Annotated in this window: 24 protein-coding genes and 1 pseudogene; 12 read left to right on the top strand and 13 right to left on the bottom strand. The window is 63.5% G+C overall.

Features of this window, described 5'->3' with window-relative positions; genetic code table 11:
• Positions 1–35: 35 nt before the first annotated feature.
• Positions 36–458 (top strand): MauE/DoxX family redox-associated membrane protein, encoded by a 423-nt coding sequence (locus tag OKB87_RS14195; RefSeq protein ID WP_270827788.1) that lies wholly within the window; start codon positions 36–38, stop codon positions 456–458.
• 1 nt (position 459) lies between these two features.
• Positions 460–987 (top strand): rhodanese-like domain-containing protein, encoded by a 528-nt coding sequence (locus OKB87_RS14190; protein ID WP_270827787.1) that lies wholly within the window; start codon positions 460–462, stop codon positions 985–987.
• 64 nt (positions 988–1,051) lie between these two features.
• Here the strand turns inward: OKB87_RS14190 and panC are convergent, their stop codons facing one another.
• The 8 genes from panC to thpR all read right to left on the bottom strand — a co-directional run bounded on the left by panC (position 1,052) and on the right by thpR (position 8,046).
• On the bottom strand, positions 1,052–1,909 hold the full coding sequence (gene panC / locus OKB87_RS14185) for a pantoate--beta-alanine ligase (RefSeq protein WP_270827786.1): 858 nt from the start codon (positions 1,907–1,909) through the stop codon (positions 1,052–1,054).
• A 187-nt stretch (positions 1,910–2,096) separates the two neighbouring features.
• Positions 2,097–2,891: a 3-methyl-2-oxobutanoate hydroxymethyltransferase gene (gene panB / locus OKB87_RS14180; RefSeq protein WP_011707281.1), complete on the bottom strand. Its 795-nt coding sequence runs from the start codon at positions 2,889–2,891 to the stop codon at positions 2,097–2,099.
• Positions 2,888–3,397 carry a 2-amino-4-hydroxy-6-hydroxymethyldihydropteridine diphosphokinase gene (gene folK, locus OKB87_RS14175; protein WP_016351886.1) on the bottom strand — a complete coding sequence of 170 codons (510 nt, stop codon included), beginning with the start codon at positions 3,395–3,397 and terminating at the stop codon, positions 2,888–2,890. The genes panB and folK overlap by 4 nt, the downstream gene beginning before the upstream one ends.
• An 11-nt stretch (positions 3,398–3,408) precedes the next feature.
• On the bottom strand, positions 3,409–4,908 hold the full coding sequence (gene pcnB / locus OKB87_RS14170; RefSeq protein ID WP_017411017.1) for a polynucleotide adenylyltransferase PcnB: 1,500 nt from the start codon (positions 4,906–4,908) through the stop codon (positions 3,409–3,411).
• 233 nt (positions 4,909–5,141) lie between these two features.
• On the bottom strand, positions 5,142–6,050 hold the full coding sequence (gene gluQRS / locus OKB87_RS14165; RefSeq protein ID WP_270827784.1) for a tRNA glutamyl-Q(34) synthetase GluQRS: 909 nt from the start codon (positions 6,048–6,050) through the stop codon (positions 5,142–5,144).
• A gap of 113 nt (positions 6,051–6,163) precedes the next feature.
• A complete protein-coding gene (dksA, locus tag OKB87_RS14160; RefSeq protein ID WP_005304459.1) occupies positions 6,164–6,613 on the bottom strand; it encodes an RNA polymerase-binding protein DksA in 450 nt (149 codons plus the stop codon).
• A 119-nt stretch (positions 6,614–6,732) separates the two neighbouring features.
• Positions 6,733–7,476, bottom strand: a complete 744-nt coding sequence (sfsA, locus tag OKB87_RS14155; RefSeq protein WP_270827783.1) for a DNA/RNA nuclease SfsA — start codon at positions 7,474–7,476, stop codon at positions 6,733–6,735.
• Positions 7,477–7,518: 42 nt separating this feature from the next.
• Positions 7,519–8,046, bottom strand: a complete 528-nt coding sequence (gene thpR, locus OKB87_RS14150; RefSeq protein ID WP_270827917.1) for an RNA 2',3'-cyclic phosphodiesterase — start codon at positions 8,044–8,046, stop codon at positions 7,519–7,521.
• 156 nt (positions 8,047–8,202) lie between these two features.
• On the opposite strand from thpR, the gene hrpB reads away from it, so the two are divergent.
• The 3 genes from hrpB to gloA2 all read left to right on the top strand — a co-directional run bounded on the left by hrpB (position 8,203) and on the right by gloA2 (position 13,670).
• Positions 8,203–10,650, top strand: coding sequence for an ATP-dependent helicase HrpB (gene hrpB / locus OKB87_RS14145; RefSeq protein WP_270827782.1), 2,448 nt, complete (start codon positions 8,203–8,205; stop codon positions 10,648–10,650).
• A 254-nt stretch (positions 10,651–10,904) separates the two neighbouring features.
• Positions 10,905–13,226: a penicillin-binding protein 1B gene (gene mrcB / locus OKB87_RS14140; RefSeq protein ID WP_039214512.1), complete on the top strand. Its 2,322-nt coding sequence runs from the start codon at positions 10,905–10,907 to the stop codon at positions 13,224–13,226.
• Between the two features lie 42 nt (positions 13,227–13,268).
• Positions 13,269–13,670, top strand: a complete 402-nt coding sequence (gloA2, locus tag OKB87_RS14135) for an SMU1112c/YaeR family gloxylase I-like metalloprotein (protein ID WP_039214513.1) — start codon at positions 13,269–13,271, stop codon at positions 13,668–13,670.
• A 117-nt stretch (positions 13,671–13,787) separates the two neighbouring features.
• Here the strand turns inward: gloA2 and OKB87_RS14130 are convergent, their stop codons facing one another.
• Together OKB87_RS14130 and OKB87_RS23600 are read right to left on the bottom strand one after the other, a co-directional pair.
• Positions 13,788–14,108: an SMR family transporter gene (locus tag OKB87_RS14130; protein ID WP_039214514.1), complete on the bottom strand. Its 321-nt coding sequence runs from the start codon at positions 14,106–14,108 to the stop codon at positions 13,788–13,790.
• A 191-nt stretch (positions 14,109–14,299) separates the two neighbouring features.
• A pseudogene (locus OKB87_RS23600) lies at positions 14,300–14,662 on the bottom strand (SMR family transporter); the annotation flags it as partial.
• A 156-nt stretch (positions 14,663–14,818) separates the two neighbouring features.
• Between OKB87_RS23600 and OKB87_RS14120 the strand changes: the two are divergent.
• On the top strand, positions 14,819–15,700 hold the full coding sequence (locus tag OKB87_RS14120; protein ID WP_270827780.1) for a LysR family transcriptional regulator: 882 nt from the start codon (positions 14,819–14,821) through the stop codon (positions 15,698–15,700).
• 113 nt (positions 15,701–15,813) lie between these two features.
• Positions 15,814–17,394 (top strand): response regulator, encoded by a 1,581-nt coding sequence (locus OKB87_RS14115; RefSeq protein ID WP_103829041.1) that lies wholly within the window; start codon positions 15,814–15,816, stop codon positions 17,392–17,394.
• Positions 17,395–17,469: 75 nt separating this feature from the next.
• Here OKB87_RS14115 and OKB87_RS14110 read toward each other — a convergent pair whose 3' ends face one another.
• Positions 17,470–17,997, bottom strand: coding sequence for a DUF2937 family protein (locus OKB87_RS14110; protein ID WP_270827779.1), 528 nt, complete (start codon positions 17,995–17,997; stop codon positions 17,470–17,472).
• 175 nt (positions 17,998–18,172) lie between these two features.
• Between OKB87_RS14110 and OKB87_RS14105 the strand changes: the two genes are divergently transcribed.
• Positions 18,173–18,895: a phosphatase PAP2 family protein gene (locus tag OKB87_RS14105; protein ID WP_045789068.1), complete on the top strand. Its 723-nt coding sequence runs from the start codon at positions 18,173–18,175 to the stop codon at positions 18,893–18,895.
• A 257-nt stretch (positions 18,896–19,152) separates the two neighbouring features.
• Positions 19,153–20,055 (top strand): sulfite exporter TauE/SafE family protein, encoded by a 903-nt coding sequence (locus OKB87_RS14100; RefSeq protein ID WP_270827778.1) that lies wholly within the window; start codon positions 19,153–19,155, stop codon positions 20,053–20,055.
• 60 nt (positions 20,056–20,115) lie between these two features.
• Here the strand turns inward: OKB87_RS14100 and OKB87_RS14095 are convergent, their stop codons facing one another.
• Both OKB87_RS14095 and hemL read right to left on the bottom strand, forming a co-directional pair.
• Positions 20,116–20,922 (bottom strand): hypothetical protein, encoded by an 807-nt coding sequence (locus OKB87_RS14095; protein ID WP_270827777.1) that lies wholly within the window; start codon positions 20,920–20,922, stop codon positions 20,116–20,118.
• Between the two features lie 219 nt (positions 20,923–21,141).
• Complete coding sequence (hemL, locus tag OKB87_RS14090) at positions 21,142–22,428, bottom strand: glutamate-1-semialdehyde 2,1-aminomutase (protein WP_270697526.1); 1,287 nt, start codon at positions 22,426–22,428, stop codon at positions 21,142–21,144.
• A gap of 222 nt (positions 22,429–22,650) precedes the next feature.
• Between hemL and clcA the strand changes: the two genes are divergently transcribed.
• From clcA to erpA, 3 genes are all read left to right on the top strand, one after another.
• Positions 22,651–24,045, top strand: coding sequence for a H(+)/Cl(-) exchange transporter ClcA (gene clcA, locus OKB87_RS14085; protein WP_270697527.1), 1,395 nt, complete (start codon positions 22,651–22,653; stop codon positions 24,043–24,045).
• A gap of 86 nt (positions 24,046–24,131) precedes the next feature.
• Positions 24,132–24,827 (top strand): DUF6776 family protein, encoded by a 696-nt coding sequence (locus tag OKB87_RS14080; RefSeq protein WP_270827776.1) that lies wholly within the window; start codon positions 24,132–24,134, stop codon positions 24,825–24,827.
• 90 nt (positions 24,828–24,917) lie between these two features.
• Positions 24,918–25,268, top strand: coding sequence for an iron-sulfur cluster insertion protein ErpA (gene erpA, locus OKB87_RS14075; protein ID WP_005304404.1), 351 nt, complete (start codon positions 24,918–24,920; stop codon positions 25,266–25,268).
• Positions 25,269–25,660 lie beyond the last annotated feature (392 nt).

Here is a 25,660-nt window from a genome sequence, read left to right as displayed (position 1 = left end):
GGCAGTGGGGGTCATGGATGATAAAGAGCTGTCCCATGGCCGTGTATCTGCGGATGCTGATCAGGTTGGCGCTGGGGGGATTCTTCGTCGCTTCCGCCGGGTTCAAGCTGGCAGCGCCGGAGCTGTTCGCCGAGCAGATCGGCGCCTTCGGCCTGCTCTGGTCGCCGTTCATTCCCCTTGCCGTCTGGGGCCTTGTCGGGCTGGAGTTCTGCGCCGGGCTCGCGGTGATCGGCAACCGGCGCTGGGGACTCTGGCTGGTGATCGGGCTGCTCGCCCTGTTTATTCCGGTGTTGGGCTATGGCATCGCCATCGGGCTCGACATCGCTTGCGGCTGTCTTGGCAGGGCTGATCTCAGTTCGCTGCCACAGGCCCTCTTGCGGGATCTGCTGCTGTTGACGCTTGCGGGCGCCTTGCTGCGCCACTCCCGCCCCGTTTTTACCGTTCCAAAGGAGCAGTGACATGATGAGATTGCAATCCCGCACCCTGATGGCTTCGCTGATTGCGGCCAGCTTTGCCCTCGGTGGCTGTGGCGACAACCAGTTCGAGCAGGAGACCAAGCTGGAGCAGGCGGCGGTACAGCTCTCCCAGGAGACCCAGCAGGGGGGCTATCAGCTGCTGACCGTGGCCGAGCTGAAGACCCGGATGGATAAAGGCGAGGCGCTGGTGATCATCGACACCATGCTGTTTGAGGACTCCTACAAGAAGGAGCACATCCAGGGGGCCAAGAATTTTGCCTTCGTGAAGGAGGCCAAGTCCGGCGATGACTGGAGCCAGATCGTCGAGGGGAGCGGCACGCCCGAGCAGCTGCTGGCCCTGCTGGGGGACGACAAGACCCGTCCGGTGGTGTTCTACTGCGGCTTCGTCAAGTGTGGTCGCAGCCACAACGGGGCTGCTTGGGCGGTCACCCAGGGCTATCAGCAGGTCTATCGGGTGCCGGGCGGCATCTTCGCCTGGAAAGGGGCGGGTTACCCGGTCACCGCCGAGTAGGGCCGATACGCTCAGAAACAACAAAGCCCGCGCATGCGGGCTTTGTTGTCAGTGACGCAGCGGCTCAGGAGCGGGCCAGCGTCACCACCCGGTTGTCGATGAGGCGGGCCTTGCCGAGATACGCCGCCATCAGGATCACCAGCTGCTCGCTCTGGTCGGTGGCCGCTTCCAGGGTGGCGGCATCGACGATGTCGATGGCGTCGGTCCGAAAACCGGCCTTGTCGAGGCGCTGGCTGGCCTGGGCCACCAGGGAGGGCAGGTGGTGGTCACCCGCTTCAATCTGCTCGGCGATCCAGTTCATGGTGCGCGCCAGCTCAGGGGCCAGGGCCCGCTCGGCGGCGGTCAGGTAGCCGTTGCGCGAAGAGAGCGCCAGCCCGTCCTCGGCCCGCACTGTGGGTACGCCGACGATCTCGATGGGCATCGCCATGTCGGCCACCATCTTGCGAATGAGCGCCAACTGCTGGAAATCCTTCTGGCCGAAGCAGGCCACATCCGGTTGCACCAGATTGAACAGTTTGGTCACCACTGTGCTGACACCGCGGAAGTGCCCCGGACGCAGCGCCCCTTCCAGCAGACCGGAGAGGCCCGGCACCTCGACGAAGGTGTGGCTGGCCAGCCCCTGCGGATACATGATCTCCGGGGTCGGCGCGAATACCATGTCCACCCCTGCTGCTTCCAGCGCGGCGCAGTCCTGCTCCAGGGTGCGCGGGTAGTTGGCGAGATCCTCGGCCTTGTCGAACTGCATCGGGTTGACGAAGATGCTGGTCACCACCTTATCGGCGTGGTGGTGCGCCTCTTTCACCAGGGTCAGATGGCCCTGATGCAGGTTGCCCATGGTGGGCACGAATGCGATTGTGAGCCCTTCACGGCGCCATTGGCCGATCTGTTCACGCAGAGCGGCGGGATTGTTAACGACCAACATCAGCAGTTCACCTTCGAAAAGATCAAAGAGAGGCGGGCGGTATGGGCCCGCATGGGTAAGAGAGGAGTGGCAACGGGCAGCATCATCGACAGGTCACCTTGGGATGAATCATCAAGAGACGGGTTGCTCAGTCAGCACCAGGGGGCGAAGCGGGGGCGCAGGCCCCCGCTCTCGTCACGCTATCGGATCAGTTGAAGCAGTGTTCCGGGCCCGGGAAGGTGCCCTCGCTCACCTGCTTCACATAGAGCCGGATGGCGGCACGCATGTCGCCGGTCTCGGCCAGGAAGTTCTTGGTGAACTTGGGCACATAGCCGGAGGTGATGCCGAAGGCATCGTGCATCACCAGGATCTGGCCGTCGGTGGCGGGGCCGGCACCGATGCCGATCACCGGAATGCGCAGCGCCTTGCTGATGCGCTCGGCCAGCGAAGTGGGCACGCACTCGAGCACCAGCAACTGGATGCCGGCAGCCTGCAGTTCGAGGGCCTGACGGTAGATCTCCTGGGCCTGGAACTCGTCGCGCCCCTGCACCTTGAAGCCGCCGAATACGTGCACGGATTGCGGGGTGAGGCCGAGGTGGCCGCACACCGGTACGCCGTTGCGGGTCAGGTGGCGAATGGAGTCGCACAGCCAGTCGCCCCCTTCCATTTTCACCATGCGGGCACCGGCCGCCATCAGCCGGGCGGCGTTCTGATAGGTCTGCTCCGGGGTGGCATAGCTCATGAACGGCATGTCGGTCACCACCAGTGCATTGGTGGTGCCGCGCACCACGCAACGGGTGTGATAGACCATCTCATCCATGCTGACGCCCAGGGTATCCTGACCCCCCTGCAGCACCATGCCCAGCGAGTCGCCGATGAGCAGCACGTGGGCGCCCTCGTCGTCGAACAGCTTGGCAAAGGTGGCATCATAGGCGGTGATGGCGGTGATTCGTTGGCCTTCCTGCTTCATCTTCAGCAGGTTGGTGGTGGTGATCTTGCTCATAGAGGCTCCTGTTCGTCTGCACCGGGGGCAATGATGGCAAGATCATTGTGCGGGCAGCGGGCAACCAGTTCTGCGAGTGGGGTGCCGCAAGGCAGTACCAGAGCGGGTGCAATCTCGGCCAGGGGCAGCAGCACGAACTCCCGCTCCTTCATGCCGTAATGGGGAACGATGAGGCGTTCATGCCTGATGATCTGATCGCCAAACAGCAGCAGATCGAGATCCAGGGTTCTTGGCCCCCATCGCTCATCCTTGCGCACACGTCCTTGTTCCAGCTCGATGCTTTGTAGTTGATCCAGCAGCGCCAGCGGCGTCAGCCGGGTGTTGAGCCGGGCCACGGCATTGACGTAGTCCGGCTGGTCAGCAGGGCCCATGGGGCGGCTGCTGTAAAACGACGAGGCCTGCACCAGCACGGATTCCGGCAACCTTGCCAGAGCGGCGACGGCGCGACGAGCCTGACCGAGCGGGTCAGACAGGTTGGAACCAATGGCGATGAAGACCTCGGTCATCACGTCAGTTGTCACTCGGCCGCTTTCGGTTTGCGGCGACGGGGGCGACGACGGTTGCGGCTGTTGCTGCTGCGCTTCTCGCCATCGTTGCTGCGGGCTTCACCGGCCTGACCGCGCTCACCGCTTGCCGGGCGGCGGGTCGCCTCACGTTGCAGCTGCGGGCGCACGTCCGGATTGGATTCCACGTAGCGTTCCCACCAGCTGGCCAGCTCGCCCAGACCGCGCTCGACCCGGTTGCGCAGCAACAGGAAGTCAAACGCCGCGCGGAACTTGGGATGCTCCATGGCCCGCTCGGGGTGGCGGCCCTGACGGCGGGTCAGCCGCTGCTGCAGGGCCCAGATGTCGCGCACATCGGTGGTGAAGCGGCGCGGGACGGCGATGATCCGCACCTGGTTATCCAGCACCTCGTTGATCGCCAGCATGAAGGCGTCATACCAGGGCAGGCCGCTCTCGTTCTCCAGCACCCGGCCGCGGGCCTCGACACAGCCCCACAGCAGGGTGGCGTAGAGGAAGGCGGGGGTGACGCGCTTGTCTTCCCGTACCCGGGTGTCGGTATCGATCAGCGCCTGCTCGATAAACTGCTCGTAGGGCGAGTTGCCGTGCGGGGTAAACAGCGCCGCCACCTGCGGGAACAGCTGCTGGAACAGGCCGTATTCGCGCAGCAGCTTGTAGGTGGCCAGGCCATCGCCAGCCAGGAACAGCTTGAGGGTTTCCTCGAACAGGCGGGCCGCCGGAATATCCTGCAGCAGCGGCGCCAGCTCCTTGATGGGGGCGGCGGTGCGCGGGCTGATGGTCATGTCCAGCTTGGCGGCGAAGCGCACGGCGCGCAGCATCCGCACCGGATCTTCGCGGTAGCGGGTCTCGGGATCGCCAATGAGCTCCAGCTTGCGCTCGGCCAGGTCTTCCAGCCCGCCCTCGAAATCGTGCAGGGTGAAATCCTTGGCACTGTAATAGAGGGCGTTGACGGTAAAGTCGCGACGCTCGGCATCCTCTTCGATGGTGCCGTAGACGTTGTCGCGCAGCAGCATGCCTTCATCGGATTGGGCCGACACATGTTTGCTGGTATTGACCTGATGGTGGTGACCGCGGAAGGTGGCCACTTCGATCACGTCACGACCAAAGACGATGTGGGCCAGCCGGAAACGGCGGCCGATCAGGCGGCAGTTGCTGAACAGCGACTTGATCTGCTCCGGCGTCGCATCGGTGGCGATGTCGAAATCCTTGGGCGTCTTCCCGAGCAGCAGATCCCGGACTCCGCCGCCGACCAGGTAGGCTTCGTAGCCGCCCTTGTTCAGGCGATAGAGCACCTTGAGTGCATTCTCGCTGATCTCTTTGCGCGAAATCGGGTGCTGGTCACGGCTCAAGGTACGACGTTGTCCGGCGACACGGGCCGGAATGGGGGACTCCGCCGACTGCTCGCCGTCTTCCTTGCCGAGCACTTTGCGGCAAAAGTTTGCGATCTGGGAAAAAATGGTACACCTCGTTATGACTTCAAATTGACGGGAGGCCAAAAAAATAGCGGCCTATCATAGCTCACGCCTGCACAAATGAAAAACCATGTGGCTACTTCAGCTCATTTGAATCAAACCGAGCCAAAAAATAGCGGTCTACCTGCGCATAGCTCACGCCTAACCAAATGAAAAACCGTGCTGGCAATTGATCTCGTTTGAAGCGGATCATCCCGGTAAAATCACGGCCAGCAACGGCGATTTATGTTCAATCCCTCCCAAATTGCCCGCACGATTCAGTAATCAGCTAGCTGGATCTTCTCGCTGGCAGGCACCCGGGCCAGCTGCCAATGGGCGATGCCCCAGTCGATGATCTCGTCCACCCGGCTTGCCATCAGCTCGGGGGGCGGGCACTGGCCGAGAAAGTGCAGCGCCTGCCACAGGGCTGGGCGCACCTCGTCCTGTGCCAGCGCCGGCGCGTGATTCTGCTTGGAGAGCTTGTTGCCATCGGCCTGCACCGCCAGCGGCAGATGCACCCAGGCGGGCACGGGGGCGCCCAGCGTCTGGTAGAGGGCAATCTGGCGCACCGTCGGCTCCAGCAGATCGGCACCGCGCACTATCTCGGTGATGCCGCAATCCATGTCGTCCACCACCACCGCCAGATTGTAGGCATAGAGCCCATCGCGCCGGCGCACGATGAAATCTTCCTCGGCCAGCGCCGCCGGCACCGCAATGCGGCCCTGCAGCCCATCCTCGAAATCGTACACCGGATGGTGCTGGCGCACGCGGGCGGCAGAGCCCTCTGCCGTGAGGCCAAGGGTGCGGCAGTGGCCGTTGTAAAAGCCGCCGCTCGCCATGATTTCGCGCCGGGTACAGCGACACCAGTAGAGATCGCCAGCCCGGTAGAGCTGGTCGATGATCTCGTCATAGCGGCCGTGGCGCCGGCTTTGGTACATCACCTCGCCATCCCACTGCAGGCCATGGGCCTCCAGCGTCTGCAAAATGAGCGGGGCGGCCCCCGCCATCTCCCGCGGCGGATCGATATCTTCGATGCGCACCAGCCAGCGCCCCTGCCGTGCCCTGGCCTGCAGGAAGCTGCCGAGCGCCGCGATCAGGGAGCCGAAGTGAAGCGGGCCTGAGGGGGAGGGGGCAAAGCGGCCGATATAAGGGCGGGTCTGGGACGAGGGGATGGTATTCACGGGCATGCGGATTCGGGCAAACGGGACATTGAGGCTGCATTCTGGGACGGCCCGGCCAAAAGCTCAATAAAAAAGGGAGCCCGCGAGCTCCCTTTTTTCTGTTATGCCAGAGGTCGGTATCAACCGGCCATCTGTTTTTCCTTGATTTCAGCCAGGGTCTTGCAGTCGACACAGAGGTCGGCGGTGGGTCTGGCTTCCAGACGGCGGATACCGATCTCGATACCGCAGTGTTCGCAGTAACCGAAGTCATCGTCTTCGAGCAGCAGCAAGGTCTTCTCGATCTTCTTGATCAGCTTGCGCTCACGGTCGCGGGTACGCAGTTCAAGAGCGAACTCTTCTTCTTGCGCGGCGCGATCCACGGGATCCGGAAAGTTGGCAGCCTCATCCTTCATATGGTCAACGGTGCGGTCAACTTCCTGCATCAGTTGGTTGCGCCAGGCTCCCAGGATCTTGCGAAAATGTGCCTTTTGTTGGTCATTCATGTACTCCTCACCCGGTTTTTCCTGGTAAGGCGCCACACCCGCAATGGCCAGGGGGCCCAGAGATTTCCTGTTTTCGCCTGTTGGCATGCCCTGTCTCCTAATTCAGCACGCTACCCGTGCCATCCATAAATTGAGGGCGACATCTATAGCAGAAGGGTAACTTGGAGGCAAACAAGCCGTACCAATAATGTTACCCACTCCAACATTTATTCGCTGCCCTCGGGTAGCAGGTGACAAGATTCAAACGGGATAAAATCTTGGGCCACCATGCTCTGCACCCCAACATGGGGTCGATAGCATAAAATTTCAACCCCTGCCGTAATTGCTTGCTCAATAAGCAGACTATAGTGCGGATCTATATGCGCTGCCGGGCGCATTCTCACGATTCCGGAGTGCAAAACCATAAATAACAGCACGGCTCTGTGGCCTGCCGCCTTCATGGCCATTAATTCACGCAAGTGCTTGGCGCCACGGGTGGTGACCGCATCGGGGAAGTAGCCCATGCCGGCTTGCTCCCGCTCGTCGAGCAGGGTCACCGATTTCACCTCGATATAACAGGCCGGCCGGTGGTCATCTTCCAGCAGCAGATCGATTCGACTGTTCTCTTCGCCGTATTTCACCTCGGTGCGCAGCCTGGCGTAGCCGGCGAGCGGGGCCAGCGCCCCCTGTTCGATTAGCTCGCGGGCTATCTGGTTGGCGCGCGCCGTGTTGACGCAGATGAAGTGCCCCGCCGGGCTCTCGGCGATTTCCCAGCTGTGGGGCAGCTTGCGCTTGGGGTTGCTTGATGTGGAGTACCAGACCCGGGTGCCCGGTTCGGCACAGCCGGTCATGGCGCCGGTATTGGCGCAGTGGATGGTGATCACCTCGCCGTTGTCGAGCTGCACGTCGGTCAGGAAGCGCTTGTAACGGGAGATCAGCTGCCCGGATTGCAGGGGGGGATCGAAGATCATGGTATGGCTCTCTTAATCGATGAGTCTGGGCATGGCCGCCGGTCAGGATGCCATTTTCTCTCTGGCCCGCAGCGGCCAGCAGGCGAGGGGCTCGTAGCGCACCCCGTCCGGGGTCGAGAGGGATTGATAGAGGCAGAAGCGGTCGGCCTGCAGCACGAAATCGGGGGCGGGCAGCAGCGCCGGCGGTTCGTTCGCCTTGCGCGACAGGGTGATGTGGGGGCGATAACCTTGCTCGCCGTTGCCAAGCCCCAGCTTCTCGCCGTGGCGACGCAGCGCCCTGGCCAGCACGGTGAGCTCGTTGGGCCACTCCGTCGGGCCGACCCAGGCGGCCTTGGCGCGGCCGAACCAGCCGGTTTCATTGAGCGCTATGGTGAGCGGCGGGCAGTGCTGGCGCTCGACGGCGGCCATCAGGCGGGTGGTGGTGAGCTGATCCGCTTCGCCGAGGAAGGCCAGGGTCAGGTGGAGATTGGCTGCGGGCACCGGTTGACCCGGCCAGGGCAGTTGGTCGCGCCAGGCGACGAGATCGGGTGCCAGCGCCTCGGCGGGCAGGGCAAAGAAGAGTTTGGCCATTCGGGTGAGCATGCCTCTTTCACGCAGACAGGGTGGCCCATTCTAGGGCAGCCACTGCATCCTGTCTCGCCGGCCGACATCCGCTCACGGTGGCCGGCCAGGCTGTGGCAGAATGGGCGCCGCTTTACGACTTGCAACAAGAAGGTGCAGATCCCTTTGTCTTCCCTCCCCATAGTGTCGGTGCTGCCCGCACTCTTTGCCGCCATCGACAACCATGCCAGCGTGATCCTGCAGGCGCCGCCCGGTGCGGGCAAATCGACCCTGCTGCCGCTGGAGCTGGTGCGTCAGAACCGGCTGCCCGGTCGCATCATCATGCTGGAGCCCAGACGTCTCGCGGCGCGCAACATCGCTGCCTTTCTGGCGCGTCAGCTCGGGGAGAAGGTGGGCGAGCGCATCGGCCTGCGGGTGCGTGGCGAGAGCCGCACCAGCGCAGCTACCCGGCTCGAGATCGTCACTGAAGGGGTGCTGACCCGGATGCTGCAGCAGGATCCTGAGCTCACCGGCGTCTCCCTGGTCATCTTCGATGAGTTCCACGAGCGCAGCCTGCACGCCGATACCGCGCTGGCCTTCGCCATCGAGAGCCAGCAGGGATTGCGCGATGAGCTCAAGCTGCTGGTGATGTCCGCCACCCTGGATGGCATGGCGCTGGAGCGGCTTTTGCCGGAGGCCCCGGTGGTTCGCTCGGAGGGGCGCGGTTTTCCCATCGACTACCACTATCGCCCCGCCAATCGCCAGCAGTGGCTGGAACCCCAGGTCGGCGCCGTGGTGCTGGAGGCGCTGGCCGCCCACGCCGGCAGCCTGCTGGTGTTCCTGCCGGGCCAGGGGGAGATCGAGCGGCTGGCACAGTGGCTGGAAGGGCGGCTGTCGGACGAAGTGACCCTCGCCCCCCTCTACGGCCGCCTCGACATGGCGGCCCAGCAGGCGGCCATCGAGCCGGCACCTGCGGGGCGCCGTAAGCTGGTGCTCACCACCAATGTGGCGGAGACCTCGCTCACCATCGAGGGGATCTCCGTGGTGGTCGACAGCGGGCTGGAGCGGCGCGCCTCCTTCGACATCAAGAGCGGCGTCACCCGGCTGGAGACCCGTCCCATCGCCAAAGCCTCCGCCACCCAGCGGGCGGGCCGCGCCGGTCGTCTCGGCCCCGGTGTCTGCTACCGGCTCTGGAGCAGCGAGGTGCAGGAGCGCCTCGCCGAGCAGAGCCCGCCCGACATCCTCACCCAGGAGCTGACCGGCCTGCTGCTGGACGCCGCCCAGTGGGGGGCCAAGGTCGAAGAGCTGCCGCTGCTGGACATGCCGCTGGCCGCCGCCGTGGCCAGCGCCCAGCGGCTGCTGGTGGCCCTCGGCGCCATGAAGCCGGAGGGTGAGCAACAACTTACCCCGGCCGGCCGCGCCATGGCGGCCTTCGGTACCCATCCCCGGCTTGCCCGCATGCTGCTGCGTGCGCGCGAGCTGGAGGCGGAAGGTCTGACAGGGATTGTCGCCGATGCGGCTTTCCTGGTGGCGCTGCTGGAAGAAGATCTGCGAGGATCGGAGCGCCTCTCCGTGCTGTTCCACCGCCGCCAGGGGGCCCTGCGCCAGAGTGCGGCCCGCTGGTTCGAGCGGCTCGGCGCCCGCCCCGCCAGTGCGCGGGGGCAATGGCTGGGGCTGCTGTGCGCCCTCGCCTGGCCCGATCGCATCGGCAAACTGCGCAGCGGCAGCCGCTATCAGCTCAGTGGCGGGGTGAGCTGCGATCTGGTAGAAGGTCATCCCTGTCAGGGGCAGGGGGCGCTCATTGCCATCGAGATGGGCCAGAACGAGCGCGGCAGCCGCATCTTCATCGCCGAGCCGGTGGAGCTGGATGAGCTGGTGCGCCAGCTGCCCGAGCTGGTGAGCGAGCGCCAGTGGTTCGACTGGGACGAGCGTGAAGAGCGGGTGCGGGCCGAACGCCAGCAGGTGCTCGGCGAGCTGGTGCTGAGCCAGCGGCCGCTGACCGATCTTTCCGATGAACAGAAGGGGCGCTGCCTGCTGCAGGGCATCCGGCGCAAGGGGCTGCATGTGCTGCCCTGGGATGACGCCAGCGAGGGGCTGCTGGCCCGGTTGCGTTGCGCCCGTGACTGGTTGCCCGACGAAGGGTGGCCGGCCATGGACGAGGCGAGCCTGCTGGCCGACCTGGAGCAGTGGCTGCTGCCGGCGGTGAACGGCATGACCCGGCTGGAGCAGTTGAAAAAGCTCGATCTGAGCGACATCCTGCGCCAGTCGCTGCCCTGGCCATTGTCCAAGCGACTGGACGAGGCGCTGCCCGGCCACTTTAGCGCGCCGACCGGCAGCCGGGTACGGATCCGCTATCAGCCGGGTCAGGCGCCGGTGATCCCGGTGCGCATTCAGGAGATGTTCGGCCAGGCCGCGACCCCGTGCGTGGCCGATGGCCGGGTGGCACTGGTGGTGGAGCTGCTCTCCCCGGCCCAGCGGCCGCTGCAGATCACCGCCGATCTGGCTGCTTTCTGGGCCGGTTCCTACGAGCTGGTGAAAAAGGAGATGAAGGGACGCTACCCCCGCCACTACTGGCCGGACAATCCGCTGGAGGCGATGCCGACCAGGGTCACCAAGAAGAAGATGGGGATGTAGGTTGGTGCAGGGAATAACGTAGCCCTACTCCAGCAGATGACCCTCACCCTGGCCCTCTCCCAGAGGGAGAGGGAACTGATCGAGGTGGGTGTTTGCTCCCTTCTCCCCTTGTGGGAGAAGGGCCAGGGATGAGGGGGGAGACATCCATCCATCTGTCTGGTGGAGCGAACCCGGAATCCAGATCCAATTGGTTAAGCCCGATCGGACGTTCGCGAACGCGACATAACAAGTAGAAAGGAAAGCAAAGAGGATTTATGGCAACGCAACGACGCAAGCGCACCCCCAAGAAGGCGGCGCCCAAACGCACCATCTGGCGCACGCTGTTCTGGCTGGGTTTCAAGCTCTCCCTGGTGGGAGCGGCCTTCATGGTGGTGTTTGGCATCTACCTCGATACCAAGGTGCGTGAACGCTTCGACGGCGAGAAGTGGCAGTTGCCGGTGATGGTCTACAGCCGGCCGCTGGAACTCTATCCCAGCCAGCGCCTCTCCCAGGCCCAGATGCTGCGCGAGCTGAACATGCTGAGCTACAAGCAGGTGCGCCAGCCCCACACACCGGGCGAGTATGCGGTGAGCGGCAACCGCATCGAGCTTATTCGCCGGCCGTTCGAATTCCATGACGGGGCCGATGCCGCCCGCGGCCTGCGCCTCACCTTCAACGGTGCGCGGCTGGAGGGGATCCAGTCGCTGGAGAATCAGCGTCAGCTCGGCTACGCCCAGATGGACCCGGTGCTGCTCGATCGCCTCAACACCGAGGATCGGGAGGATCGCCTGCTGGTGCGCATCGCCGAGGTGCCGGACAGCCTGCTTATCACCCTGCTCACCACCGAGGATCGCGACTTCTACCAGCACGGCGGCGTCTCGCCGGTGGCCATCATGCGGGCCATGGCGGCCAACCTGCTGGCGGGTCGTACCGTGCAGGGGGGCAGTACCCTGACCCAGCAGCTGGCCAAGAACTTCTTCCTGACCCGGGAACGCAGCCTGTGGCGCAAGGCCCAGGAAGCCTACATGGCGGTGCTGATCGACTATCGCTACAGCAAGGACGAGATCCTGGAGGCCTACCTCAACGAGGTCTATCTGGGGCAGAACTTCTCCCAGGGGGTTTATGGCTTCGGGCTCGCCTCCTACTTCTACTTCGGCATTCCGGTCAACGAGCTGGACATCGATCAGGTGGCCCTGCTGGTGGGCATGGTGAAGGGGCCCTCCTATTACGATCCCTGGCGCTTCCCGGAGCGGGCCAAGGCGCGTCGTGATCTGGTGCTCAAGCTGCTGATGGATCACGGCAGCCTGCAACCGGCCGAGTATGAGCTCGCCAGCAAGCAGCCGCTTGGCATCATCACCCGCGGCCAGATGAGCTATGGCCGCACCCCGGCCTTCATGGGCCTGCTCAAGCGGGAGATCCAGAGCCGCTTCGGTCCGGATCTGCTCAAGCAGTCCGGCCTCAAGATCTTCACCAGTCTGGATCCCATCGCCCAGCACGCCGCCGAGCAGGCGGTGGAGTCGGGTCTGGCCCAGATCGAGAAGCTGCGCGGCAAGAAGAAGCTGGAGGCGGCCATGGTGGTCTCCGACTGGCACAAGGGCGAGGTGGTGGCCATGGTGGGCGGCCGGGATCCGCGCTACGCCGGCTTCAACCGGGCGCTGGATGCCCGTCGCCAGATTGGCTCGCTGGTGAAGCCCGCGGTCTATCTGACCGGCCTCTCCAACGGCCTGACTCTGGGCACGCCGCTCAAGGATCAGCCGATCCGCATTCGCGGCAAGGATGGCCAGATCTGGACTCCGCAAAACTACGATCGCAAGTTCCGCCAGAGCGTGCCGCTGATGGATGCGCTGGCCAGCTCCCTCAACGTGCCGACCGTCAATCTGGGGCTGCAGGTGGGGCTGGACAAGGTGGTGGACACCCTGCACAAGCTGGGGGTGGAGCAGGAGATCCAGCCCTATCCCTCATTGGTGCTGGGGGCGGTGGCGCTCTCGCCGATGGAGGTGAACCAGATGTACCTGCCCATTGCCAACCAGGGTCTGACCCAGCCGCTGTCGGCGATCCGGGCGGTGGTCAACAGCGACGGCAGCAAGCTCTATCAGCATGACGAAGCGGCCAAGCGGGTGACCGACGAACAGGCCAGCTGGCTGACCCTGTTCGCCATGACCAAGACGGTGAGCCAGGGCACGGCGCGAGCGCTCGGTGCCAAGTTCCCCGGCGCCACCATGGCAGCCAAGACGGGCACCACCAACGAGCTGCGCGACTCCTGGTTCACCGGGCTCGACAACAACGAGCTGGTCAGCATCTGGGTCGGTCGCGACGACAACACCCCGGCCGGCCTGACCGGCGCCAGCGGTGCCCTGCAGCTGTTCAGCGGCTACATGAGTCAGCGCGGGGTCAACAGCCTGGCCATGAACATGCCGCAAGGGGTGAGCTGGGCCAGCTTCTCCCGTGCCAGCGGCACCCGGGTCACCAGCGACTGCCCCGGCAGTCTGCAGGTGCCTGCCAAGCTGGCCGGGCTGGCCGAGCCCATGGGCTGCGCCAGCCCGGTGTCCAGCCCGGTCAATGCGCTGGACAACTGGTTCAACGGTTTCTTCAACTGACCGCAGCGGGCAGCCCTGGCTGCCCGCTTGCCCGGAGAACTCATGTCACATCCCCTGTTCGATGCCATCCACCACGTGGCCATCATCGCCAGCGATTATGCGCGCTCGCGCCACTTCTACCACCAGGTGCTGGGGCTGCCCATCATCGCCGAGACGCTGCGCGAGGAGCGCCAGTCGTGGAAGCTGGATCTGGCGCTGCCGGACGGCAGCCAGCTGGAGTTGTTCAGCTTCCCGGCGCCGCCCCTGCGCCCCTCCCGGCCGGAGGCGTGCGGCTTGCGCCATCTGGCCTTTCGGGTCGCTGAGCTCGACCGGGTCATCGCCCATCTGCAGGGTCATGGTGTCGAGGTGGAGCCGGTGCGGGTGGACGAGCTGACCGGCAAGCGTTTTACCTTCTTCGCCGACCCAGACGGCTTGCCGCTGGAGCTCTACGAAGCGAGCCGCTGAGGCAGACCTGCCGCAAGCCTGCATTGCCCCATAACCTGCATTGCCCCATAAAGAGCAGAAGCCGCCCGGTTAGCCGGGCGGCTTCTTTTCATGGTGTGAAGTGCGTGACGGAGGCGATCAGGCTGTGGTGAGCAGGGTCACCGCGACGGCCATCACCAGCATGCCGACCCAGCCGATGGGCTTGAGCCGCTCACGAAACAGCAGCAAGCCACCGAGGGCGGTCCCCAGAATGCCGATGGCACCCCAGGTGGCGTAGGCCACGGCCAGATCGATCTTGCCGGTGCTCACCGCTTCCGACAGCAGGGTGAAGGCACACAGCACCAGCAGTATGCCGAGAAATCCCCAGCCTTTGTGACGAAAACCAACCGAGCGGTTGATCGCCATGTTGGCACCGATATCCAGCAGGGCTGCCCCCAGTACGATGATCAACGGGTGCATAAGGCCTCCTTGGCAGCGCCAAGGCAGCGAGTACTGCCAGTACCTGCGGCCGGTTTGTCATGGGCAGCGCCAAGACGGCGGGGGCTGCCGGTATCTGCGGCCGGTTTGTCATGGGCAGCGCCAAGACGGCGGAGGCTGCCGGTGCCTGCGGTCGGTTCGTCATGGGCAGAGCCAAGGCGGCGGATGCTGCTGGTGCCTGCGGTCGGTTCGTCATGGGTTTCACCCATTGTCACCAGAACAATACCCACTATGGCCAGCGCCAGCCCGATCAACTCCTGAGCATTCAGGTGGTAGTCGAGGAACAGCACGGAGACGACGGTGATCAGCGCGATCCCCAGCCCCTCCCAGAGCGCGAAGGCAATACCAATGGAGATTGTTTTGGCGGCTTTGGCCAACAACAGATAGGAGAAGGAGATGAGCAGCCACATCGGCAGATAGTTGAGCCAGCCGGCCTCGTTCTCCGGGATCATGGCCATGCTGGAGGTTCCGGCGACCTCGGTCAGGATGGCGCCCGTCAGGAAGATGCGGGCCAGAAGCAGGCGATTGAATAACATAAAATGTCCTTTTGTTGCTGCGACGGGGCCATGATAGCCGCAGCCCGCTCAGGCGGCAGAATCGCTGAGCGTCGACAATTCAGACGCTGACGGTTTGCCTTGCTAGAAGGGGGCAAGGTAAGGTGAATATCGGATACCCTGCTCACGACCCAGATCATGAAGCTCTACCAGATACAACTCTTTGTGGAATCAGCCTGCAGTGGCTCCATTGCCAATACGGCGCGCCGGCTTGGCAAGAGCCGCAGCGCCGTCAGCACTGCGATAGCGGCGCTTGAGGTTGAGCTTGGCGTCGAACTTTTTGAACGAGGTGCCAACCAGAGCCGCTTGACCGAGATCGGCGAGCAGGTGCTGGACGACTGCAAACGGCTGCTGCAGGCCGCCAACAGCCTCAAACTCAAGTGCGAACACTACGCCTCCGGCGCCGAGGTGGCGCTGCGGGTGGCGCGGGATGACGCCATTCCCGAGGCGGTGTGGCGGGAGATGCTGGGAGCGCTGCGCCACCAGTTTCCCGGCACCAGCATCTCGCTGGTGCTGGCCTCGCCGCCGGAGCTGCCCGCGCTGGTGGAGGAGGGGTTTGTCGACGCCGCCTTCGGCCTCATCACCGAGGAGCAGGAGCGCAGCGGCCTCAACATCGAGGTGCTCAACCCGATCCGTACCCTGATGGTGGTGGCCCCGAGCCACCCGCTGGCTAGCCTGAAGCGGGTATTGCAGCAGGATCTGACCGGTCATACCCAGGTCACCCTCTCCTATGTGGACGAATTTTCGGTCAAGAGCCTGCTGCCCATCGGCGGCCACCACATCGGGCTGTCGAGCTTCGAGCTGATGCGCGATGCGGTGCTCGATGGCCTCGGCTGGGCAGTGCTGCCGTCGCCGCTGATCCAGAGCCAGCTGCGGCAAGGGGAGCTGCTGACCTTGAAGCACAAGTTCAGCCTGCAGTGGCGCGACTACGGCGTCTATCTGTCGGAAAATGCCTATCACGGCAAGGTGTTGGCCTGGCTGAGGAAGGCAATCCAGGCCTATCTCGAACCGTTCGAATAAGCCGGCCGGCGCTGGGCGAGCACGAGGGGGCAAGTGCAGGGGCTTGTGATCCATCGCTGCCTGATGGTACATACTGTCAGTACCCTCATGCAGCGCCTGGAGGCGTGAACGATATGAGCAGTGCCCAAGACAAGGACGAGCTCTGGCTGGATGACGACATCATCGAGCTGGATGACGATGAGGCCGTGGTGACCAAGGCGATCAACCCCTGGCAGGTGTTGATCGTCGATGATGAGCCGGACATTCATCATGCCACCCGGCTGGCACTTTCCAACATTCAGTACAAATCCCGCCCGCTTGAACTGCTCAACGCCTACAGCGGCGCCGAAGCGGCCCGCATGCTGCTGGCCAATCCGCGCATCGCCCTGATCCTGCTGGACGTGGTGATGGAGACCGAGGATGCCGGCCTGCGGCTGGTGCACCAGATCCGCAACGAGATGCACAACAGCCTGGTGCGCATCGTGCTGCGCACCGGCCAGCCGGGGCAGGCTCCGGAGCAGCGGGTGATCCTCGATTACGACATCAACGACTACAAGACCAAGACCGAACTGACGGTGCAGAAGCTCTACACCACCGTCATCGCCTCCCTGCGCTCCTACGAGACCCTCTGCGCCATCGACAAGAGCCGGCAGGGGCTCGGCAAGATACTGGAGGGGGCGGGGGATCTCTATCATCTGCACTCGCTGCGAGAATTTGCCTCCGGCGTGCTCAAGCAGATCAGCGCCATTCTCGACGTGGGCACCGAAGGCGCCATCTGCGCCGAACGCCGGCCCGGCTCGCAGGAGCTGGAGATCCTGGCGGCCACCGGCGACTATGAATCCCTGCTGAGCGATGTGCCGCTCAGCGCCTTCCCGGCCCTGCACGATTCGGTGATGAGTGCGCTGGCCAACCGCTGCAACCGCTTCGAGCATCCCCAGGATGCGCTCTATATCGCCGCCCAGAACGGGCGTGAGTTCGTGCTCAATTTTACCCCCACCCAGCCGCTCGATCCGCTCGAGTGCGATCTGCTGGACGTGTTCTGCCAGCGGATCTCGGCGGCGTACGACAACCTCTATCTCTACAACCAGCTGCTGCGCGCCCAAGAGGCGACCGTGGTGGCGCTGGCGGCGCTGGCGGAGTTCCGCGATTCGGATACAGGTGATCACGTGCTGCGGGTGCAGAAGCTCTCCGATGCCATCGTGGCCGAGCTGCAGCAGGCGGGGGCCTATCCCGATGAGCTGACACCGGGCTTCGTCGACATGATCGGCATGGCCAGCATACTGCACGACGTGGGCAAGGTGGGCACGCCGGACCACATCCTGCACAAGCCGGGCCGGTTCGAACCGGATGAGCGGGTCATCATGGAGCAGCACGCGGACATCGGCGCCAGCATATTGCACAAGGCGGGGGAGATGGTGGAGGGCACCAGCTATCTGTCGCTGGGGGCCGAGATTGCTCGCGGCCATCATGAACACTTCGATGGCAAGGGTTACCCGGAGCAGCTGGCCGGCCAGCAGATCCCGCTGTCGGCCCGCATCGTGGCCGTGGTCGACGTGTTCGATGCCCTGCTCAGCAAGCGGCCCTACAAGGAGCCCTGGTCGCTGGCCCAGACCATGGAATATATCCTGTCACGCTCCGGCAGCCAGTTCGATCCCCTGGTGGTGCAGGCGCTCCAGCGTTTGGTCAGCCAGTCGCGGCTGCCATACGAGCTGTGACACCGGACGGAAACAACAAAGGGGCCACTGGCCCCTTTGTTGTTTCCGGCTGCCTGCGCCACCGCATCGATCTCGTCAGCGCGGCGCGTAGCGTGTGCGGGGCTGCTGCCGGCGAAACGGCAACAGCACCAGGCTGAGCAACAGATCGCCAAGCAGGGCTGCCAGCAGGCCTGCCGCCATGCCGCAGACGATGGCGGCCTGCTTGAGCGGCACCACGTAGCTGTAGTTTTGCAGGGTATCCTGCCAGAGCTGGGGCTCGGCGCGCAGCAGCAAATGGGAGAGTTGCCGGTACCAGGGATGGTGCTTGTAGACGCTCTCCTGCTGCAGGGTCTGGCGCTGGCTGACCAGCAGCTGCAGGCTGGCAGCATCTTTGGCGAATACCGGATCCGGGTTGGTGCGGTAGTGGTTGACCAGGGCCGTCAGATCGCCGTTGAAGTGCTGGTCCGCCGTCTCCTGAAAAGAGGCCAGGCTGAGGCTGGCCTGCTGCAGGCGGGCATCCAGCCGCTGGTAGTAGAGGTCGATCAGACCCGGGATCTGCACGCCGGCCAGCAGGCCCAGGGCAAACAGCATCATCCGAAGGTAGCTGCGCATAGCTCTCGTCATCTCGCGAAATAGAGGGACTCCATACTAGCCGCAAGGCTGCAACAGGCCAAGCCGGCAGGGGACGCGCCGGCTTTCCGGATAGGAGGCATGACCCTTTCCTCCCTCGTTTGTGTGATTCACGTCACGCTTTTTATGCTTTAAAATACGGCCCCATTTTTCGGGGAGGAGAGTTCGTATGCGCAAATTTATACCCTGTTATCTGTTGGGTGGTCTCATCGCCATCAGCTGGGCCGCTCTGCCCGATCACGGCCCCTGGGATCAGTGGGATCTCGCCGTCTTCCATCTGGTCAATGGCTGGCTGGGTCAGGCCCAGTGGTGGGCCGATCTGGTGGCCGTGACCAACAACCGGCTGTTCGATCTGGCGGTACTCTCCTGCATGGGACTGATCCTTTCTCGCTGCTTCTGGCGTGCGGACGAGCAGGGACGCCGCCGGCTGGTGGCCATGGGGATCGTCATGTTGCTGGGGGCGCTGGTGATCAACCAGTTCGGTCATCTGCTGCCGGTCAGCCGGCCCAGCCCGACCCTGACGGTGACGGACGCGCTGCGGGTGACCCAGCTCAGCGGGATCCCGACCAAGGACTCCTCCAGCGACAGCTTCCCCGGCGATCACGCCCTGTTCCTGATGATCTTCGCCGGCTTTGCCCTGCGCCATCTGCCGCGCTGGGCCGGGGTGACCGCGCTGCTGATGGTGCCGTTGTTCTCGGCGCCCCGCATTCTCTCCGGCGCCCACTGGCTGACGGATGTCTATGTAGGGGCCCTGTCGCTGACCCTGCTCTGTCTGCCGCTGCTGCTGTTGACCGGGCTGTCGGATGCGCTGATCGGCTGGATCGCCCAGCGACTGCCACGTCTGCCGGGCTGGCAGTGGCTGGCGGGCAAAACGCCGGCGAGTCAGCAATAAAAAAAGAAGGTCGGTGCATACCGGCCTTCTTTTTGGCTACTTCCCGCCGGTGACTGTGGTCGTCGCGAAATGACCATGACTACCACCGGTGGCCCCAGGCCTGCTGGCCCTCATAGACAAGTATTAGCAGATTCGTTCGGGCGTGCTCGTCATGAGTTTCTCCAGATAATCGTTTGCATGGGCTGAATGCTTGATCCTGACCAAGATTTTTTATTTTTGCTGCCTTAGAATCGCCGCCCGTTGCTGGAGAACTCTGTATGTTAATTAATCTTTTGCGCCTGATATTCATCATCTGCGCCCTGGTGTTCATCTTCATGCTGGTACGGGCCTGGTGGAACAAACGGCAACAGGGGGAGCTGGAGTCGACCCCCTTCTGGCCGGTGGCGGCCATCGGTTTTGTTGCCAATTTTCTCGATACCCTGGGGGTGGGCAGCTTCGCGGTGAAGACCGCCTGCTACAAGCAGTTCAAGCTGATCGACGATCGGCTGCTGCCGGGCACCCTCAACGGCCAGTGCGTGTTGCCGACGGTCACCCAGTCGCTGATCTTCATCGGCGCCGTGCAGGTAGACCCACTCACCCTCATCGGCATGATGGTGGCCGCGGCCGCCGGGGCGGCTTGGGGGGCGCGCCACGTCGCCTCGTTCGATCGCCAGACCATCCGGCTGGTGATGGCGGTCTCCCTGCTGGTGGTGGCCGGCCTCATCTTCGCGGGCCTGCTGGGACTGTTCCCCCTCGGTGGCGATGCCATGGGGCTGACCGGTTACAAGCTCGGGATCGCGCTGCTCGGCAACTTCATCTTCGGTGTGCTGATGAACGTGGGCATCGGCCTGTTCGCCCCCTGCATGACCCTGGTCTATCTGCTCGGCATGAATCCGCTGGCGGCGTTTCCCATCATGATGGGCTCCACCGCCGTGCTCAGCGTCTTCTCGGCGGGCACCTTCATCCGCAAAGGGGCCTTTGATGCCAAGGCGGTGCTGGCGGTGGCCATCTTCGGCCCTGTCGGCGTGGTGCTGGCGGCCATGCTGGTCAAATCCATGGACATGGCGATGCTCAAATGGCTGGTGGCCTTCATCGTCATCTATACCTCCTGGACCATGTACGCCTCCTGGCGGGCGGCGCGGCGGGCGCCACCACCCCGGTTGGCAGGCGTCACTGGTTAGCCAGTACGGCGCGAGTCGGTGCTGGCCGTGGAGTATTGACGTGATTGCAGTCCTTTAGCGTTATCTATACCTCCTGGACCATGCCCGCTTCTTGGCGGGCGGCGCGGCAACTACGGCTGGCAGAGGTCGCAGGCTGGCCTGCACCAGCGCCGCTTCGGCCCTGGCCCCCAGAAACACATAGAGCCCGAGGGCCAGCAGCAGCCCCACGGCGCACCCCATCACACCCACCGCCGGCCAGAGCAGTTCGCTCTGGCCGAGCGAGCCCTTGAACAGCAACAGCAATCCCTCGATGGAGACCGCGATCAAGATGGCGGCGATGAAGCGGGTAATGGTGCGGCGAATCGCGCTGTGGCGAAAGATATCCTTATGCAGCAGCACCTCCTCTTCCAGAATGGTCTTGCCCAAGTCGAACACTGCCAGCGCCAGGGTCAGGAAGATGATGGCGCTGAAGGCCCCCAGCCGGTTCTGCTGCGCCCCGCACAGCAGCAGATAGAGTTGCTCCAGCCCGTGCCAGATGAGCGTCGCGACGATCAGAAACAGCGCCAGACTCAGCACCACATAAACCCCCTTGAACCAGGGCATGGCCCGGCGTCGCTCCCTGTCCCCCATCAGCCAGGCGATGAGCTGGTTCAGGCAGAGGGTCAGCTCACGACCCTGGCCTCGCACTATCAGATGCAAACGGGCTTGCGGCGCCGGCACCGGTGGCAGGATCCCGAGCGGTTCCCGACTGGGTGCCTGGTTCAGGATGAAGGGATAACTCCTGAGTGAATCGGGTGATGCCGTGAGCAGTCCCAGCAGCAGAGGGGCCAGTTCGGCTTCGTACTCCTGATAGCGTCGCAGCACATCGATGGGGCTCATTTCCGCCATATACACCTCGCTCAAACGGGCTTGCATCCAACTTGCAGGGTGCAAATTGTGGGCCCGTTTTATGACGGGCAGAGGGGCGGGATATGCACCGTTTGGTGACAGAGCAGCACCGCTTGCGCAAATGCTGCACCAACATCGGGCGTATCAGGGGAGGCCGAAAGGCGCCGAAGCTGCAATGAAAAAGGGCCCGTGAAGGGCCCTTTTGCGACACGCGGCGGCTTAGCCAGCCAGCTTGGCGAAGCTGCGCTCTGCGGCGGCCAGGGTGTGTTCAATCTCCTTGTCACCGTGCGCCAGCGACAGGAAGCCCGCCTCGTAGGCACTCGGCGCCAGGTAGACGCCCTCTTCCAGCATCAGATGATAGAAGCGCTTGAAGCGTTCCATGTCGCAGCGGGTCACCTGCTCGTAGCGGGTGACCTCGGGCTCGTCGGTGAAGAAGAAGCCGAACATGCCGCCGACGTAGTTGATGGCAAGCGGGATACCGTGCTTGGCGGCAGCGGCTTTCAGCCCTTCTGCAACCCGGGCGGTCTTGGCGCTCAGCTCTTCATAGAGGCCCGGCTCCAGCAGCAGATCCAGCATGGTGAGGCCGGCAGCCATGGCCACCGGGTTGCCGGAGAGAGTGCCGGCCTGATAGACGGGGCCGGTCGGGGCGATGTGCTGCATCACCTTCTTCTTGCCGCCGAAGGCGCCGACCGGCATGCCGGCACCGATGATCTTGCCGAGGGTGGTGAGATCCGGGTCGATGTTGTAGTGGCCCTGGGCGCCGCGCAGGGAGACGCGAAAGCCAGTCATCACCTCATCCAGGATCAGCAGGGCGCCGAACTCGTCACAGATGGCGCGCAGCCCTTCCAGGAAGCCGGGTACCGGCGGGATGCAGTTCATGTTGCCGGCCACCGGCTCGACGATGATGCAGGCGATCTCGCTGCCGTATTGGGTGAAGGCTTCGCGCACCGAGTCCAGATCGTTGAACACGCAGGTCAGGGTGTGCTTGGCAAAGTCGGCCGGGACGCCCGGGCTGTTGGGCTGACCCAGGGTCAGCGCGCCGGAGCCGGCCTTGACCAGCAGGGAGTCGGCGTGGCCGTGGTAGCAGCCTTCGAATTTGACGATCTTGTCGCGACCGGTGTAGCCGCGGGCCAGCCGGATGGCGCTCATGGTGGCTTCGGTGCCGGAGTTGACCATCCGGACCTGCTCCATGGAGGGCACGATCTGGCGCACCTTCTCGGCCATCAGCACTTCGATCTCGGTCGGGGCGCCGTAGCTCAGCCCTTTCTCCACCGCCTTGATGACGGCGGCCTTGATGGCTGGGTGGTTGTGACCCAGCAGCATGGGGCCCCAGGAGCCGATGTAATCCACATAGGCCTGGCCATCCACGTCATAGAGGTAGGCGCCATCGGCGTGATCGATGAAGCGGGGTGTGCCGCCGACCCCATTGAAGGCGCGGACCGGTGAGTTGACGCCGCCCGGAATGGTCTGGCGGGCCTGTTCAAACAGCTGATCTGATTTTGACATGGATCATCCTTAATGGGATTTTGGTCGTCACACAGGCGCAGGTGGCCGATTGCGGCTCGGCAGTCAGGGGGCGCTGGAGTATGCTTGCGCTCTTGACCCCGGCCAAGGACTGCCCCGTGTTAAATGAAACGGGCCGACTATAGCAGAAAGGCCCGGTGCTGGGCAGCCGGACAGCAGGCCGGATGATCGTCACCTCCGTCAGCAAACGAATGTGGTTTTTTCATGTCGCAACAAGCTCTCTCCTCCTCCGAACCGCTCTCGCCTCCCCGCGGCCCTGTCCTGCGGCGGATCATTCATCAAGACAAGATGCCCCTGCTGGTGCTGCTGTTGGCGGCGCTGGTCGGCACCCTGGCCGGGTTGGTCTGCGGACTGTTCGAGTCCGGCGTGCACTGGCTGGCACAGCAGCGTGTCGACCTGCTGGCCGATCGCCCCTGGTGGCAGCTCGGCCTGCTCGGCTTTGGTTTCAGCGCCTTGCTGGGTTGTATTGGTTATTTCCTGACCCATACCTTTGCGCCGGAGGCGGGTGGCTCCGGCATTCCCGAGATTGAGGGGGCCATGGACGAGCTGCGTCCGGTACGCTGGTGGCGGGTGTTGCCGGTCAAGTTCTTCGGTGGCATCTGCACCCTGAGCTCCGGCATGGTGCTGGGGCGGGAAGGCCCGTCGGTGCAGATCGGCGGTAACCTCGGCAAGATGGTGGCGGATATCTTCCGGCTACCGAAGGAGCATGGCCACGCCCTGCTGGCAGCCGGGGCTGCGGGCGGTCTGGCCGCGGCCTTCAATGCGCCGCTGGCGGGGATCCTGTTCGTGATGGAGGAGATGCGCCCGCAGTTTCGCTACTCCTTTCTGGCCATCAAGGCGGTGGGCATCTCCGCCATCATGGCGACCCTGATGCTGCAGAACATGAAGGGGCAGGGGGCGGTGATCAGCTTGCCTCACTACGATGCGCCGGCTCTCAGGGCGCTCTGGCTGTTCCTCTTCATGGGGGCCGCTTTTGGCGTGCTGGGTTTTGTCTTCAACAAGCTGGTGCTGGCCTGTCAGGATGGTTATCTGGCGCTGCATCAAAACAGACGCCATCGCTTTGTGGCCATCGGGACGCTGGTGGCAGGAACCTTCGGCGTGCTGTCGCTGGTTGCCCCGGCGGTGACCGGCGGCGGTACCGAGCTCATCCCCCATCTGATGGGCGGGGAGTATGCGATGGCCACCTTGTTCCTCATCTTCTCCATCCGGCTGGTGGCTACCCTGGTCTGTTTCTGCTCAGGCGCGCCGGGCGGGGTGTTTGCCCCGACTCTGGCGCTGGGCACCCTGTTCGGGGTGGTGTTCGGGCATCTGTTCCATGCGGCCTTCCCGGAGCTGGGCATCGAACCCGGTGCCTTTGCCATTGCCGGAATGGGCGCGTTGTTTGCCGCCACCGTACGTGCCCCCATCACGGGGATCGTGCTGGTCACCGAGATGACCGACAACTATCAGCTGATCCTGCCCATGATGATCACCACGGTCGGTGCGACCCTGGTGGCGCAGTGGTTGGGGGGGCGCCCGATTTATTCCCAGATCCTCGAGCGAACTTTACGGCTCGCTGCGCGTCAAAAGCGGGGAGAAAGCGGCGTCACCGCCGGTTAACCCTCTGTCTGCCGGCCTGAATCTGCTTGAGTCGCGTATAGTGAAGGGAGCGTGGCCGCAGTATGCGCAGTAACAAAAGAGGCCTTATGTCCCAGATAGTGAAGTGGTTGGCAGTGCTGATGGTGGGGGCGCTCATCGGCTATTTCGTCGGTAATCGCCAGGAGCTGGCCCAGAGCAGCTTGCTGACGGTGCAGCAGGAGACGCTGGAGCGCCAAGGCAAGGCCATAGGCCAGCTCAAGAGCGAGCTCGGCATCAAGGAGACGCTGCTGGCTACCCAGAAGGCGGCATTCGAGCAGTTGCAGCAGACGCTCAAGGATCAGGAGGCCCAGGTACAGGAGCAGAAGCGCCAGCTGGCCTTCTTCGAGCGGATCATGCGTCCCACCGGCGAGCAGGTGGGGGTGGTGATCGACAACCTCACCCTGCAGGAGACCAGTATCCCCGGCCGTTATCACTATCGGCTGGCGCTGACCCAGCCCGCCAAGAAGCGCGAGCTGTTTCGTGGTCAGGTACAGATAAAGGTGGAAGGCAGTCAGGGCGACAAGCCCAGAACCCTCGGTAGCCGCGAGCTGGGTATGAAGGTGGGGGAGGGGCGCTATGCACTGCGTTACTTCCAGCTGCTGGAAGGCAACTGGCAGTTGCCGGAAGGCTTTGTACCGGATCGGGTACGGGTCACCATCGGCAAGGATGGCCGGCAACCAGCCCAGGAGCTGCTGGCTGAATGGGGTGAGGTAATCAAGCCGCTGGTGGTCGCTCCACCGGCACCTGTGCCGGCCGTACAGTAAGAAGCTTGGTGAATACTTGAACTGAATGGTCGGGTATTGGATAATTTCGCGGTTTCCATGTTTGTGGATTTAACGGTTGTGAGGTCAGTAATGAGTGCAGTAGCAGAAGCCCCGTTGCCCATCCAGATGACGGATGCGGCAGCCAACAAGGTGAAGACCCTGATCACCGAAGAAGAAAATCCCGAGCTCAAGCTGCGGGTGTACATCACGGGCGGTGGCTGCTCCGGTTTCCAGTATGGTTTCACCTTCGATGAGAAGATCAACGAAGGGGATACCGTGGTCGAGAAGAGCGGGGTCACCATGGTGATCGATCCCATGAGCCTGCAGTATCTGGTTGGCGGCAGCGTGGATTACACCGAAGGTCTGGAAGGCTCGCGCTTCACCGTGACCAACCCCAATGCCACCACCACCTGTGGCTGTGGTTCCAGTTTCTCTATCTGATATAGAGATACTGCGTGACATCGAAGGGCCCCAAGGGGCCCTTTTTGTTTTTGGCCCCCATACCTATAGTCGGACGCTCTGGACCAAGCAGGAATGCTAAAGAGCCCTTGATGGGCTTCCTTTGGGTTGTTATTGGGGCGCTTTTCATCCTGATTGATGGTTAGTTAAACACTTGAACGTCTTTTTCAAAAAAACACAGAGTTTTCGCTTGTCAGCGAGAATCATATCCCTATAATGCGCCTCCATCAGCACGGCGCAGTGCGCGTCTGGTCTGGCTTGCAAAGCAAATCAGTGAGGGTTATAGTTATCGACCCTGCTCTTTAACAATTTGAATCAAGCAATCTGTGTGGGCACTCACAGCATCGAGCATCAAAAACAATTTTTGATATCAA

The organism is Aeromonas sp. Y318-1 (assembly GCF_027706125.1).
Classification (GTDB): domain Bacteria; phylum Pseudomonadota; class Gammaproteobacteria; order Enterobacterales; family Aeromonadaceae; genus Aeromonas; species Aeromonas hydrophila.
Note: the sequence above shows the minus strand (reverse complement) of the source record. Positions and strands in the feature narration are given on the sequence as shown.